The 12,642-nt window shown below is 61.0% G+C and carries 11 protein-coding genes; 8 read left to right on the forward strand and 3 right to left on the reverse strand.

The features are described 5' to 3' along the window. Positions 1 to 52: 52 nt before the first annotated feature. The 4 genes from FLP30_RS03140 to FLP30_RS03155 all read left to right on the forward strand — a co-directional run bounded on the left by FLP30_RS03140 (position 53) and on the right by FLP30_RS03155 (position 2,318). Positions 53 to 997, forward strand: a complete 945-nt coding sequence (locus FLP30_RS03140; RefSeq protein ID WP_149278550.1) for a tetratricopeptide repeat protein — start codon at positions 53 to 55, stop codon at positions 995 to 997. 70 nt (positions 998 to 1,067) lie between these two features. Further along, a complete protein-coding gene (locus FLP30_RS03145) occupies positions 1,068 to 1,709 on the forward strand; it encodes an LON peptidase substrate-binding domain-containing protein (RefSeq protein WP_149280182.1) in 642 nt (213 codons plus the stop codon). 23 nt (positions 1,710 to 1,732) lie between these two features. Then, positions 1,733 to 1,918, forward strand: a complete 186-nt coding sequence (locus tag FLP30_RS03150; protein WP_149280183.1) for a Trm112 family protein — start codon at positions 1,733 to 1,735, stop codon at positions 1,916 to 1,918. Between the two features lie 28 nt (positions 1,919 to 1,946). After that, on the forward strand, positions 1,947 to 2,318 hold the full coding sequence (locus FLP30_RS03155) for a hypothetical protein (protein WP_149278551.1): 372 nt from the start codon (positions 1,947 to 1,949) through the stop codon (positions 2,316 to 2,318). Between the two features lie 124 nt (positions 2,319 to 2,442). On the opposite strand, the gene FLP30_RS03160 is transcribed toward FLP30_RS03155, so the two are convergent. The 3 genes from FLP30_RS03160 to FLP30_RS03170 form a co-directional block, all read right to left on the reverse strand. Beyond that, positions 2,443 to 3,678: a multidrug effflux MFS transporter gene (locus FLP30_RS03160; protein WP_149278552.1), complete on the reverse strand. Its 1,236-nt coding sequence runs from the start codon at positions 3,676 to 3,678 to the stop codon at positions 2,443 to 2,445. Between the two features lie 285 nt (positions 3,679 to 3,963). Next, complete coding sequence (locus FLP30_RS03165; RefSeq protein ID WP_149278553.1) at positions 3,964 to 4,470, reverse strand: Spy/CpxP family protein refolding chaperone; 507 nt, start codon at positions 4,468 to 4,470, stop codon at positions 3,964 to 3,966. Between the two features lie 142 nt (positions 4,471 to 4,612). Continuing rightward, positions 4,613 to 6,172, reverse strand: coding sequence for a glycosyltransferase family protein (locus FLP30_RS03170; RefSeq protein WP_149278554.1), 1,560 nt, complete (start codon positions 6,170 to 6,172; stop codon positions 4,613 to 4,615). 295 nt (positions 6,173 to 6,467) lie between these two features. On the opposite strand from FLP30_RS03170, the gene flhA reads away from it, so the two are divergent. From flhA to FLP30_RS03190, 4 genes are all read left to right on the forward strand, one after another. Beyond that, complete coding sequence (flhA, locus tag FLP30_RS03175; RefSeq protein ID WP_149278555.1) at positions 6,468 to 8,660, forward strand: flagellar biosynthesis protein FlhA; 2,193 nt, start codon at positions 6,468 to 6,470, stop codon at positions 8,658 to 8,660. Between the two features lie 567 nt (positions 8,661 to 9,227). Next, positions 9,228 to 10,895, forward strand: a complete 1,668-nt coding sequence (gene fliF, locus FLP30_RS03180) for a flagellar basal-body MS-ring/collar protein FliF (protein WP_149278556.1) — start codon at positions 9,228 to 9,230, stop codon at positions 10,893 to 10,895. Positions 10,896 to 10,901: 6 nt separating this feature from the next. After that, entirely contained in the window at positions 10,902 to 11,930 is a 1,029-nt protein-coding gene (fliG, locus tag FLP30_RS03185) for a flagellar motor switch protein FliG (RefSeq protein ID WP_149278557.1), read from the forward strand. After that, positions 11,930 to 12,640 (forward strand): hypothetical protein, encoded by a 711-nt coding sequence (locus tag FLP30_RS03190; RefSeq protein WP_149278558.1) that lies wholly within the window; start codon positions 11,930 to 11,932, stop codon positions 12,638 to 12,640. Before fliG ends, FLP30_RS03190 begins: the two co-directional genes overlap by 1 nt. Positions 12,641 to 12,642 lie beyond the last annotated feature (2 nt).

The following is a 12,642-nucleotide window of genomic DNA, read 5'->3' on the forward strand; positions in this document are numbered from 1 at the left end:
ACCGCCACCACCCCGGTCGTGACGGCGCGCAAGAGCGAGGAAAACAAAGCCCATGGAACAACTGATCGGCCAGCCCGCAAATACGCCCCAGGCCACGCAGGATTCCGCCATCATCAAGGACGGCACACAGGCCACCTTCATGCAGGACGTTCTGGAAGCCAGCCGTTCCGTGCCGGTTCTGGTTGATTTCTGGGCAGAGTGGTGTGGCCCGTGCAAGCAGCTTGCCCCCACGCTGGAAAAAATTGTCAAAGCTGCCAACGGACGGGTCCGGCTGGTCAAGATTGATATCGAAGCCAACCGCTCCCTTGCCGCCCAGCTTGCCCAGGTCGGGCTGCCGCTCCAGTCCATCCCGCTTGTTGCAGCCTTCTGGCAGGGTCAGATTCTGGACCTTTTCCAAGGGGCGCTGCCTGAGAGCGAAATCAAGAAATTTGTTGAAAACCTGCTCAAATCCAGCGGTGGCGGCACCCTGCCCGCAACCGAACGCCTGAATGAGGCCGACACCGCCCTTGAAGCTGGCCAGCCTGATGCCGCGGCGGAACTCTACTCCTCCGTTATTGGGGAAGAGCCGGAAAACCCCAAAGCCTGGGGTGGGCTGATCCGCGCCATGCTGGCCCTGGATGATGAAGATGCCGCCACCGCAGCCCTGGCTGATGTGCCTGCCAAGATCGCCCAGGCCCCCGAAGTGGCCGGTGCCCGTGCCGCCCTTGAACTGAAGAAGGAAGGCCGCGCCGCTGCCGAGGCCATGGAAGGTATTCAGGCCCGCCTGGACGCCAACCCCGATGACTTTGAAGCCCGATGCGAACTGGCCACCGCCCTGAACGCCGCCGGCCGGCGCGAAGATGCCGCCAACGAGCTGCTCCATGTCATCCGCGCGGACCGGGAATGGAAGGACGGCGCTGCCCGTCAGCAGTTGCTGCGCTTTTTCGAGGCCTGGGGCAACGCCGACCCGGCAACCCTTGTGGCCCGCCGCCGCCTGTCATCCATTCTGTTTTCCTGATCGGGGGGATCGGCCCGTGCCTTCCGTCGTGACTGACGATATCCCCCGGCGGCTGCCCCGACTGGGTGAGATGACACTGGCCGACATCCCGCCCCTGACGCGGCTATTGCCACTCAGTAGCGTTATGTTGCTGCCGCGTGGCAGGCTGCCGCTGAATATTTTTGAACCCCGCTACATCGCTCTGGTGGAAGACGCCCTGGCCAGTAGCCGCCTGATCGGCATGATCCAGCCCCGCTGGCGGGAGGAAGATGATGACGAAAACAAGCCCCCACCCCTGTATGGCACCGGCACGCTGGGCCGCATTACCTCGTTTACCGAGCGCGCCGATGGCACCTACGCCATTACGCTGACAGGTGTCATCCGCTTCCGCCTGCTGCGCGAAACGGAGGAACACCGGGGCTACAGGCAGGCCCGTACGGATATGTCCGGCTTTGCGGGCGACCTGAATGAAATTCCCTCCGAACCCTTTGACCGCGCGCGGCTGCTGGCCTCCATGCGCCGGTATTTCAAAAAACAGGGGCTGGAGGCCCGCTGGTCCCTGATCGAGCAGATGGATGACAGCATGCTGCTGGTCACACTGCCCATGATCTGTCCTTTCCCTCCGGCGGAAAAACAGGCATTGCTGGACGCGGGAAGTCTGACAGACCGTGTGCGGGTGCTGCAAACACTGCTAGACCTCTCAGGCCCGGAACAGGAAGGCCCTCCTTCCTGATGACAGATAGGAAAACCGTGTCCATGCCCGATAGCGCACCGCTCGACCCGCGCCTTCTTTCCATGCTGGTCTGCCCCGTGACCAAGGGGCCGCTGGTTCTGAACAGCGCCACCAATGAACTGGTGAGCGAAAAAGCAGGGCTGGCCTATCCGATCCGCGATGGCATTCCCATCATGCTGGCTGATGAGGCCCGCCGCCTCGAAGGCTGAGCCTGTCCAGGTGCGGCAGGTGCAGCCCATGTCCAGAGGATACCGGATTGGCAGGATGCTGGGCCTTCTGGCCCTGATTGCTCCGTTGCTGAGCGCCTGCCATGGGGAAATCGAGGGCGAAAACATAGACCTGCCGCCAGAACGCCCCGGCCGCTTCCTACCCGAAGCGGCGGAGGCCGAGGCGCGTGCCGCCCAACGCGACATGGAGCGGCTTGACCGCCAGCAGCGTGAGGCCGAGGCCCGCAACGGTGGCCACGCCGCACCGCCGCCAGCACCAGAAGACCGCTACGAAACCCTGCCGCAGGATGCCGAAGGTTCGGCTGGCCCCATGCGGCTGGAAAACGGCCACACCATTATCCCGCAAACGCAGGCCATCTACGGCAGGCCCGCTGGCAAGTAGCCTGACCCTACCTGTTGCCCGCAAGGCACAGGCTCAATCCGGCACGACCTCATCCCACAACAGCCATCCATGTGGCAGGCACCGCCTCCCTGCCCCGGGCAATGCCCAGGGCACGGGTCACAGCCTAATCCTCTGGATCAGGCTCATGCTGCCCTATGCGGCGGCGCACGATATCGCACACCAGCATCCCCAGCGCCCCCACCAGCATCCCGGTCGCGGTTGGCACCGTACCACCCCCAGGCAGCACCCCAACCAGCACACTGCCACAGGCCCCAAGGCTGAACTGGATCGTGCCCAGCATGGCCGAGGCACTGCCCGCATGTTGCCCGTGACGTGAGAAGGACAACACTGTCCCATTCGGGCCAATAAACCCAAGCCCACCCGTCATGCTGACAATCAACAGACAGACAAGCAAAGGGTGCCCGGCCCCCGCAATGCCAGCCAACGACAGGCCGACAAACACACACCCAGCAAAACTGACCCAGAGGATTGACCGCTCCAGCAACTTTGTCAGGGCCACGCGGTGTGTCAGCCGACCATTGATCTGCGTGCCCAGAATGAAGAACGCCGCATTGACACCAAAGAATACGCCGAACATCAGCGGCGAAAAGCCCAGCAACTGCTCGAACACCATCGGTGCACTGCCCAGATAGGCAAACATGACAAAGCTTGAAAACGAGGTAATGAGCGCGTTGGTCAGAAACACAGGCTCACGCAGGATACCGTAATACCGGCTGACAATCCCCGCAGGCCGCAAAAATATACGTCGGTCCATTGCCAACGTATCGGGCAGCATGGTCAGCACACCCACAATGGCCAGCACACCATAAACTGTCCCCAGCCAGAAAATATCGCGCCAGGAGCCAAAACGCAGCACAAGGCTGCCAAGGCTTGGAGCCAGCACCGGCATAACCCCGAACACCAGCGTCAACTGCGCCATGATATGCGCGCCTTTGCGGCCGGTTGCCACGTCGCGCACAATGGCGCGCGGGATAACCGCACTGGCCGAGCCCCCCAATGCCCCCAGAAAACGATAGAAGCAGAACCAGTGGTAGTCATGCACAATGGCGCAACCCGCCGATGCCAGGGCAAATACCAGAAGCCCGATAATCAGCGGTGCCTTGCGGCCAAACCTGTCAGACAACGGCCCTTGTGAAAACTGCCCAACCGCAAGCCCTAAAAACCAGGCGCCAAGCGTAAACTGGGCAGACCCGGCACCGCCCCCCAGTTCACTCTCCAGTTCCGGAAAAGCAGGCAGGTACATATCCGTCGCCAGCGGGCCTATGGCTGTTACAAGCCCCAGCAGGACAATCAATGGACGGGTCAGCACAACGGAAGAAAAAACGGATGATGAGGGCATAAGCACCTGCCTGAGAACATGCCCTGCCGTTCTTTCCCTTTCAGGCGCATTTGTCCACCTGGGACAGGGCTGAAACCGCTTTTCCATGCATGCGGTACGGGCATGGGGCACCGGACATCACATCAGGGCGTGTTCTCTGTGGCAGTCCTTCAATAAAAAAGGCCACCGGGACAGCCGGTGGCCTTTATCCAAGATCAAGAAAACCCATTCCAGAAACCGGTCAGGACCCAAGGGGCTGCCATAGGATGGTCAGCCCGGCTTGACCCGGTTTGTGGATGGAACGCCTTAGTGTCCTGCTTCAGCCGGGGGCGGCGGGGGAGGAGGAGGCGGCGGAGCTTCCGGCCGGTCTGCAATCTGCTTGAGCTGCTCCTTGGTCAGGATATCATGCACCTGCACTTCAACCTGGAGCCGCTTGAGGGCATTCTGGGCCTGCAATGCGCTGATCTGGCGCTCCAGATCCTGCAACTTGGCCTGGTCAACCGGGCCGGGTGTTGTCAGGGCTTCGCGCAGCTGATGGTGCAGGGCATGCATCTGCTCCATGTCAGCCTTGGGGTTTTCCGGGCGGGCCGCTGTGAAGATCTGCTTCAGCTTGGCTTTCTGCTCGGTTGTCAGCTTCACACCGTCAAGGCGCAGCACCGGGCCACCAGGGCCGCCCGGACCATGGCCGTGGTGCATGGGGCCGCACGGCGGGGGTGGCGGAGGGGGGGCAGCAGAATCGGCGGCGTGGGCCAGACTGATGGAGGCCGCAGCAAGGCCCGCCATGAGGGTCGTAGCCAGAAAAGACTTTTTCATCCGATATCACCTTTACGCAGGATATCATGTTCAGACAGAGAACCATGCCCCTGTCCCATAGCCTGACTGTGGCAGGCCGTTATGTCCGAAAAAAGGCGGCTCTCTGAAAATTTTGCAGCCATGCCGCCCTGATAAGGCCCTGTTATGATGCCCCGGGTGTCCAGTCCCGCCGCCAGACCTGCAATGCCGCCCCGACATCACGCAGCATGGGCAGGAATGACCGCTCCCGCGCACGGAAAATCCGCAAGGTCGGATACCAGGGGGACTCCAGACCGTCATTGCCCCACCGCCAACAGGAATCGGGCCGGTTGGCCAGCCAGACCGGCCTGCCCAGCGCCCCGGCCAGATGCAGCGGAGACGTATCCACCGAAATGACCAGATCCAGATTTTCCATAATGGCCGCCGTGTCAGCCATGTCCCTGACATCATCCATCAGGTCAAAAATGGGCTGCCCAGTCCACTGGGCCAGCTCGCCCTTGGGGTATCCAAGCTGGAGGTTGACCAAGGTGGCATCAACCGGGGTCAGGGCCTCGCCTATTTCCTTTAACGTGACCGAGCGACGCTTGTCAGCCTGCACATCCTCACGCTTGACGCGCCTGTCCCCACCCCAGACCAGCCCTATTCTGGGGCGGGCAGCAGGCAGCAGGGCCGCATAGCGCGCCACATCCGCCGGGTCAGCCCGCAGGTAGGGTATGGGCGCGGGAATATCGGCATAGGTTGCAATGCCCGCAATAAACGGCAGGTCAGGTATGGGTGCGGCGTAGCTGTAACCGTCCTCCTGGGGGAATGTATCGCGTTCGTACACAGTCACATTCGGATAGGATAGGCTGAGCAGGCGGGTCAGCGACCTGGGCACAACAAGGGTAACATCCGCCCCCTGCTCCAGCAGGACAGTGACCAGCCGGATGAAGTGGATGGTGTCCCCCAGCCCCTGCTCCTGGTACAGAATGACCTTTTTGCCCGCCACATCATCCCCATACCGCAGGCGCGGCAGGTCCATGAACCACCAGACCATGTCGGCAGTACGCGGGGCACGGCTGGCATACCCGGTAAAGCCCTCCTTGAGCATACCGGACTTCAACTGGGCCAGCGCACGGCTGAAGCGGACATCCTCACTATCGGGCATCAGTTCCAGGCACTTGTCATACCAGGGCACAGCCTCGTCCGCTCGGTTCAGCCGCACCAGCGCACAGGCGATATTGTTCATCAACGCCGGGGATGGCAGTCCCTGCCGCACCCAGAGCTGAAGGATTTCAAACGCTTCACGCGCGTAACCCGTATCCAGCATCGCCTTGGAAATGTGCTCGCACAGATTGGTACGCAAATGGGGGTATTTCGCCATCAGGTCAGAAAACACCGCGTAGCCGCCGACAATATCCTCCGCCGCGACCAGAGCATTAGCCAGCGCCACATGGGCGGAAATATTACCCGGCTCCCGCAGGGTGACCCCACGCAGGATGGTGACCTCAATATCATGCAGGGACAGGAGTTCCCCCACCAGGGCAGCCGCCCGCATGGCCAGTGCGGAATTGTCGGGGTAGCGGGCAACAGTTTCCAGCGCCATGCGAAGGCCTTCGCGCACCTGCCCTTTTTCAATCAGGCTCCGGCAGGTCTCGGCAAACCCTTCTACCGAGGGTTGTGCCAGCTCGGCCTTGTCATCGGTCTGGGGCTGCTGTGTCGATGCTGCTAGCGTGTCGTGCATCCTGCGTCCTGTTGCTCTGGTCCAAGGTCCGGGCCACGGCCCTGCTGTCATCGATACTGATTTATAGCGAAATGACCAGCCCCACGACCACCATCTAGTATGGCCAGCGGCTGCCTCAACCTGCTATGAGTGCAGGGCTGTCGGGCCTGGCCTGGGTAAAGAGTGACAGCGGTGCCCCCACCTGAAACGACCGCGCCGAAAGGTCAGCAGGCTGGACATGACCGCACACCCTGTCATGACGCTGAGTGTACCCTGGCCGCCATGTTGAAAAGATGTGCAAAAGGAAACGTGGTTCTTGAATACTGCCGATGGCTCGTCCGCAAAGAAGCCCACAGGCGCACTGGCTGAAAAAACTGCCGCAGCACGAAGCAAGCTGACATCTGCCACCCGTGCGCTGTCCCAGTCAGCCGGAACCCTGCGCAGTGGCGGGTGGAAAGCCATTTCATGGCGATCCTTCCTGCCCGGCACCGACGTTGGCCTTGCGCTGGCAGTCGTGGCGGTGCTGTCCATCCTGATTCTGCCGCTGCCTACCTTTATCCTGGACATGGGGCTGTCGCTATCCATCACCTCCTCGGTGCTGGTGCTCATGGTGGCGCTGTTCCTGGAACGACCGCTGGATTTTACGTCCTTTCCCACCCTGCTGCTGCTGACCACCCTGCTGCGTCTGGCGCTGGAAATTGCTACCACCCGCCTGATCCTGAGCCACGGGAACGAGGGCACCTACGCCGCAGGCCATGTGGTGGCGGCGTTTGGCGGCTTTCTGATGGGGGGCGATGTCGTGATCGGCGGCATCGTGTTTGCCATTCTGCTGGTCGTCAACTTCATGGTCATCACCAAGGGGTCGGGGCGTATTGCCGAAGTAGCGGCACGCTTCTTCCTCGACTCGATGCCCGGCAAACAGATGGCTATCGACGCCGACCTGTCCTCCGGCGCGATCAACGAGCGTGTTGCCCGTCTCAAACGTAAGGAACTGGAGGACGAAAGCGCCTTTTATGGTTCCATGGACGGTGCGGCAAAGTTTGTCCGTGGGGACGCCATTGCCGGGATCATCATTACCGCCATCAACATTGTGGGCGGGCTTGCCATTGGTATCCTCCGCCACGGCATGCCGCTGAACGAAGCCGCCAATACCTTTACCACCCTGACCGTGGGTGACGGCCTTGTGTCGCAGATACCGGCCCTGCTGGTGTCCACCGCCGCCGGTATTGTCGTCACCAAGGGCGGGACCGATGGCTCGGCCGACATCGCGCTGGTCCGCCAGCTTGGGAACAACCACAAGCCGCTGGCCATTGCTGCCATTCTGTCCGCCCTGTTTGCGGTCATGCCCGGCCTGCCTGCCCTGCCCTTTCTGCTTATTTCCGTTCTGGCCGGAGCCGGGGCCTGGCTGCGCCACAAGGCCCCCACGACCAGCACCGACGGCGACGTAACAGAAATTGCAGCGCCCCCTGCTGCTGCCCCTATTTCGGAAGTGCTGCGCCTTGACCTGCTGCGGCTGGAACTGGGCTTTGGCCTGTTCCCCCTTATCAGTGGTGACAACCCGCAGTTAACGGAACAGATCAAGGCGCTCCGCCGGACTGTCGCGACCGAGATGGGCTTTATTACCCCGCCGATCCGTATTCAGGACAACATCCTGCTGCCGTCTGAAAAATACGTCATCAAGCTCAAGGAAATCGAGATCGGCTCGGGCGAGGTCAAACCCGGCAAGCTCATGGCCATGACCCCCTCTGGCGGTGTACCCGACCTGCCGGGTGACAAAACGACCGAGCCCGCCTTTGGCCTGCCTGCCGTCTGGATTGACCCGTCCCTGAAAAGCAAGGCCACAGCACTGCATTGCACCGTGGTTGATCCGGCCAGCGTGATTGTCACCCATCTGAGCGAGGCCGTACGCCAGAACCTGCCTGACCTGCTGACCTATGTTGCCACCCAGACCCTGCTGGATGACCTGCCACGCGAGCAGCAGAAACTGGTCAACGACCTTATCCCTTCGCAGGTGCCCCTCAGCACCGTGCAGCGGGTGCTCCAGGCCCTGCTGGCCGAGCGTGTTTCCATCCGCGATCTGCCAACCATTCTGGAAAGTATCCAGGAAGGGTGCAGCCTCAACCTGCGTGGCATTCCCGCCCTGACAGCCCATGTGCGCGGCCGCCTGTCCCGCCAGATCTGCCACACGCTGATTGGCCCGGCTGGGTATATTCCCATCATCACCCTCTCCCCCGAATGGGAGTCGGACTTTATTTCCCATCTGGCTGGGCAGGGCGAAGATCGACGTCTGGCTATGCCGCCCTCCATGCTCAACCGCTTTGTCGGCAAACTGCGCGAGGCCTTCAATACCGCCTCGGCCAGTGGGGAGGTGCCGGTGGTTGTGGTCTCCAGCCCCGTGCGCGACTCCATGCGCTCAATCGTGGAGCGCGTGCGGCCTTCTGTCTCCGTTCTGTCCCAAAGCGAAATCTACCCCCGCGCCCGCATTAAAACCGTCGCCACAGTCAGCTAATACTGTGCCGCAGGTAACGTTAACGTAAAATTAATATGCCGGGCGGGGGCTGAGAAATCTCAACTCTGCTTCTCTGGGGGTTTCCCTTGGGTACAGCCCCTCTCCATTCCACCACAGGCCATGGATGGCCATGACAGCCCGCCCGCCTTACCCGCTGGCGGGCTTCTTTTTTCCTGTGTGAATGGCAGTTGCTCCGTCCTGCAATGCTGCCCCTGCTTACAGTGCCCAACACTCAAGGCCATATGACCAGATGATATAGCAACCATCTGTAAAACAAAGATTTTTTTAAACGGCACTCAAGCACTCATGCCTTTGTCAGACATGGAAAACAGCGGCTGGCAGCCCAGCATGCCCCCAATCCGCCATAGTCAAGGCATATCTTATGTTTTTTTTGCCTTCCTGATCGCGCTCGCTAGGTTATATATCCTTGGCAGACACCGCCATACAGCCTTGACGTAAAGGATACGGCAATGGCAAGGCGAGAGATATCAAGTGTCAGTATGCTTAAACAGGCCGGAGGATTTCGTGGCTCCCCCTTCCCATGTCGCGACAACGTAACGGCTTCGTATGCAAAATTTATTGGCGGGCCTGAAGGGCCTGGGGCGTGCGCGACTGGCCGCACTCGGTGTTGCAGCGGCTGTTCTTCTGACAGTGCTGGGGGTTTTTGTCTTTCGCGGCAGCAGTGGCGACATGGCCCTGCTGTACGGCAACCTCGACCTTGGTGAAGCCTCTGAAATGATCGAGAGCCTGGGTAAGGCTCACATCACGTCAACCACCAACCCCGAAGGCACCAGCATTTTTGTGCCCCGCGACAAGGTGGCCAGTGCCAGGCTTCTGCTTGCCAAGGAAGGCCTGCCCAGTGGCGGCGCTGTCGGTTACGAGCTGTTTGACAAAAGCGGCACGCTGACCAGCACCCAGTTTGAGCAGACCATTAACGAAACCCGCGCCATGGAAGGGGAGCTTGAACGCTCCATCCGCCTGTTGCAGGGCGTGCGGAATGCGCGTGTACACCTTGTGCTGCCCCACCGTGACCTGTTTTCCACCCAGACCAGCCCTTCGCAGGCCAGTGTGGTGCTTGATATTGGCCGGGCTGGCCGTCTGGCCCCCGATGCCATCCAGGCGATCCAGAACCTGGTAGCCGCAGCCGTGCCGGGCCTGCGCCCGCAGAATATCTCGATCATCGATACCCGTGGTGATGTGCTGGTCAAACCCGGCGACCCTGACAGTCTGGCAGGCCAGGAAAACACCCTGGACAAGATCCGCCATGCTGAGGAACAGCGCCTGTCGCAGGCTGTCGAAGACATGCTGGTGCCCACGCTGGGCATGGGCCATGTCCGCGCCCGCGCCGCTGTGACCATGAGCACGGACGAAATTCACGAAACGGATGAAAGCTACGACCCTAACCAGCAGGTTCTGCGGTCGCAGCAGACAAGCTCGGACAAGAGCGTCAACACCGAGAGCAGCCCCAACACCTCCGTTTCCAACAACCTGCCAAACGCCAACGCCAATCAGGACAACAGAACCGGCTCGACCGACAACCGTGACGAAGAGACCGATAACTACGAAATCGGCAAGCGTGTCCGTGTGACCAGCCAGACCCGCCCACGACTGGCCCGGATCAGCCTGGCTGTCATGGTGGATGGCGTTGTTACCAAGGACAAGAACGGCAAAGAAATCTGGCAGCCGCTTGACCAGGCATCGCTCGACCGGATCACGACCCTGGCCAAAACCGCCGTTGGCTATGACAAAAGCCGTGGGGACGAGATCAGCGTTGTCTCCATGCGTTTCATGCCCGATGGCGGCATGGGCTTTGCTGGCGACAACAGCAGCCTCTTCAACCGCGATACGCTCATTTACGTGGCGGAATGGGTTATCCCCATCATCCTTGCCCTTGGTGCCATCTTTATCGCACTGCGGCCCATGCTCCGCCGTGGGGGTGGTCTGCCCGGCCTGCTGGCTGGCGGCGGTGCCGCAGCCGCTGTCGGGGCCGACGGTACTGCCATTGGTCAGGCTGGTGCGGCTGGCCAGATCACCAGCGGGCCTGGTGCCACTGGTGCGCTGGCCACTGCCGACGAGAACGCTGGCGACGAGACTGTCAGCATCGAAGGGATCGAAGGCAAACTGCGTGCGGCGGCTATCCTCAAGGTTGCAGCCCGCATGGAGGAAAGCCCCAAGGAAACCGTGCTTATCATCCGCAACTGGCTTAACATGCCCGACCCCGGCAAAGGAGGATAAGCAGGCATGTCGCTGTCCGTCATTACCACCGCTGACTTTGCGCACCTTAATGGGAAGCAGAAAGCGGCTATCCTCATGCTTGCTGTTGGCCGCGATCAGGCGTCCAAGATCCTCAAGTTCCTGCATGAGGACGAAATCCGCGACATCTCCATCGCCATGGCTGGCCTGGGGCTGGTAAAGGCGGAAATCGTGGAAGCCGTGTGCAATGAATTCACACGCAATTTCGAATCGTCCGAAGGTCTGGTCGGCACGTACGAAACCACCGAGGAACTGCTACGCAAGGCTCTGCCGGAAGATCAGGTCGAGAAGATCATGGACGAAATCCGTGGTCCGGCTGGCAGAACCATGTGGGACAAGCTGGGCAACGTGCAGGAAGCCGTGCTGGCCAACTATCTGCGCAACGAATACTCGCAGACAGCCGCTGTTATCCTGACCCGCCTGCAACCCGCCCACGCGGCCCGTGTCCTGGCCCTACTGCCCGAGGACTACGCCACCGACGTGATGATGCGTATCCTGCACATGGAAACCGTGCAGCGCGAAGTGCTGGACAGCGTGGAGGCCACCCTGCGTTCGGAATTTATCTCCACCCTGGGGCGGTCGGCCAAGCGCGACAGTTACGAACTGCTGGCAGAAGTGTTCAACAACTTCGACCGCAAGACCGAAACGCGCCTTATGGATTCCATGGACAAGCGCAACCACGACGACATGGAAAAGGTCAAGGCGCTGATGTTCACCTTCGAGGACATCAAACGCCTGCCGCACGAAGCGCTTATGCGTGTTGTGGCCGAGGTGGACCGCGAAAAGCTGCCGCTTGCCCTCAAAGGCGCGTCGGAAACTGTGCGCAAGATGTTCCTGCAATGCATGTCCAAGCGCGCAGGCAGTATTCTGCTTGAAGAAATCCGCGCTCTGGGGCCGGTCCGCGTCAAGGATGCCGATGCCGCGCAGGTTGAGATTGTCACGGTCATCAAGAACATGGCCAACGCCGGTGAAATCGACCTGGCAGAAAACGGCGGCAATGACGAGATCATTCCGTAATGGCTGACCAGCTTGATCCTTTGTCCGCTCAGGCAGGCGTTGCAGGCCTGCGCCTGCCGCGCGAACTGCCTGACATGGAGGATTTTGGTGCCCCCCCTCCCGCACAGGCACAGGTTGCAGAACCTGAGCCTGAGGAGGACAGCCTGGCCCCTGACCAGATGCTGGTTAGCGAGGCAGAGCTGGCAACCCTGCGTGACACGGCTTTTAACGAGGGGGTTGAAAAAGGGGCACAGGAGCGTGAGGCCGCCTTACAGACGCAGCACGCAGCAGACCTGACAGCCCTGGCCGATGCCTTTGCCGCAGAAAGCCAGAGGCGGGCGCAGGGACTGCAAGAGGCAGCTGATGCGTTTGTCCTGACTGTGACCGATGTCGTACGCGCCCTGACCGCACTGGATGGCAGCCTGCTGGAAGGTATGCAACGCGACCTGACAGCCGAAGCCGCCAGTTTTGTAGCCACCTGTGATGGCGACATAACGGTACAATGCGCGCCAGAAGATGCCCCCCGCCTGCAAACCCTGCTGCGCGGCCACAGCAATGTGCAGGTGGAAGCCGGGCAGGACACAGGACAGGGGCTGATGCATATTGTTTCGCCCACGCACAGTATCGTCATCGACTCCGAACAGTGGCGTAAAGCTGTTGGAGAAAAAATCATTGCCGCTGTCACGGCCCTTGCGGAGCAGCGCACAAAGGGTCCCGAGCGGAAGGCATAAGG

It is taken from the genome of Acetobacter vaccinii (genome assembly GCF_008365315.1).
Taxonomy (GTDB): domain Bacteria; phylum Pseudomonadota; class Alphaproteobacteria; order Acetobacterales; family Acetobacteraceae; genus Acetobacter; species Acetobacter vaccinii.

Bases quoted from the DNA above. Each gene is read 5' to 3' on its own strand.
- FLP30_RS03140 (WP_149278550.1), top strand. From the start codon at position 53: ATGGAACAACTGATCGGCCAGCCCGCAAATACGCCCCAGGCCACGCAG.
- FLP30_RS03145 (WP_149280182.1), top strand. From the start codon at position 1,068: ATGACACTGGCCGACATCCCGCCCCTGACGCGGCTATTGCCACTCAGT.
- FLP30_RS03150 (WP_149280183.1), top strand. From the start codon at position 1,733: ATGCCCGATAGCGCACCGCTCGACCCGCGCCTTCTTTCCATGCTGGTC.
- FLP30_RS03155 (WP_149278551.1), top strand. From the start codon at position 1,947: ATGTCCAGAGGATACCGGATTGGCAGGATGCTGGGCCTTCTGGCCCTG.
- FLP30_RS03160 (WP_149278552.1), bottom strand. From the start codon at position 3,678: ATGCCCTCATCATCCGTTTTTTCTTCCGTTGTGCTGACCCGTCCATTG.
- FLP30_RS03165 (WP_149278553.1), bottom strand. From the start codon at position 4,470: ATGAAAAAGTCTTTTCTGGCTACGACCCTCATGGCGGGCCTTGCTGCG.
- FLP30_RS03170 (WP_149278554.1), bottom strand. From the start codon at position 6,172: ATGCACGACACGCTAGCAGCATCGACACAGCAGCCCCAGACCGATGAC.
- fliF (WP_149278556.1), top strand. From the start codon at position 9,228: ATGCAAAATTTATTGGCGGGCCTGAAGGGCCTGGGGCGTGCGCGACTG.
- fliG (WP_149278557.1), top strand. From the start codon at position 10,902: ATGTCGCTGTCCGTCATTACCACCGCTGACTTTGCGCACCTTAATGGG.
- FLP30_RS03190 (WP_149278558.1), top strand. From the start codon at position 11,930: ATGGCTGACCAGCTTGATCCTTTGTCCGCTCAGGCAGGCGTTGCAGGC.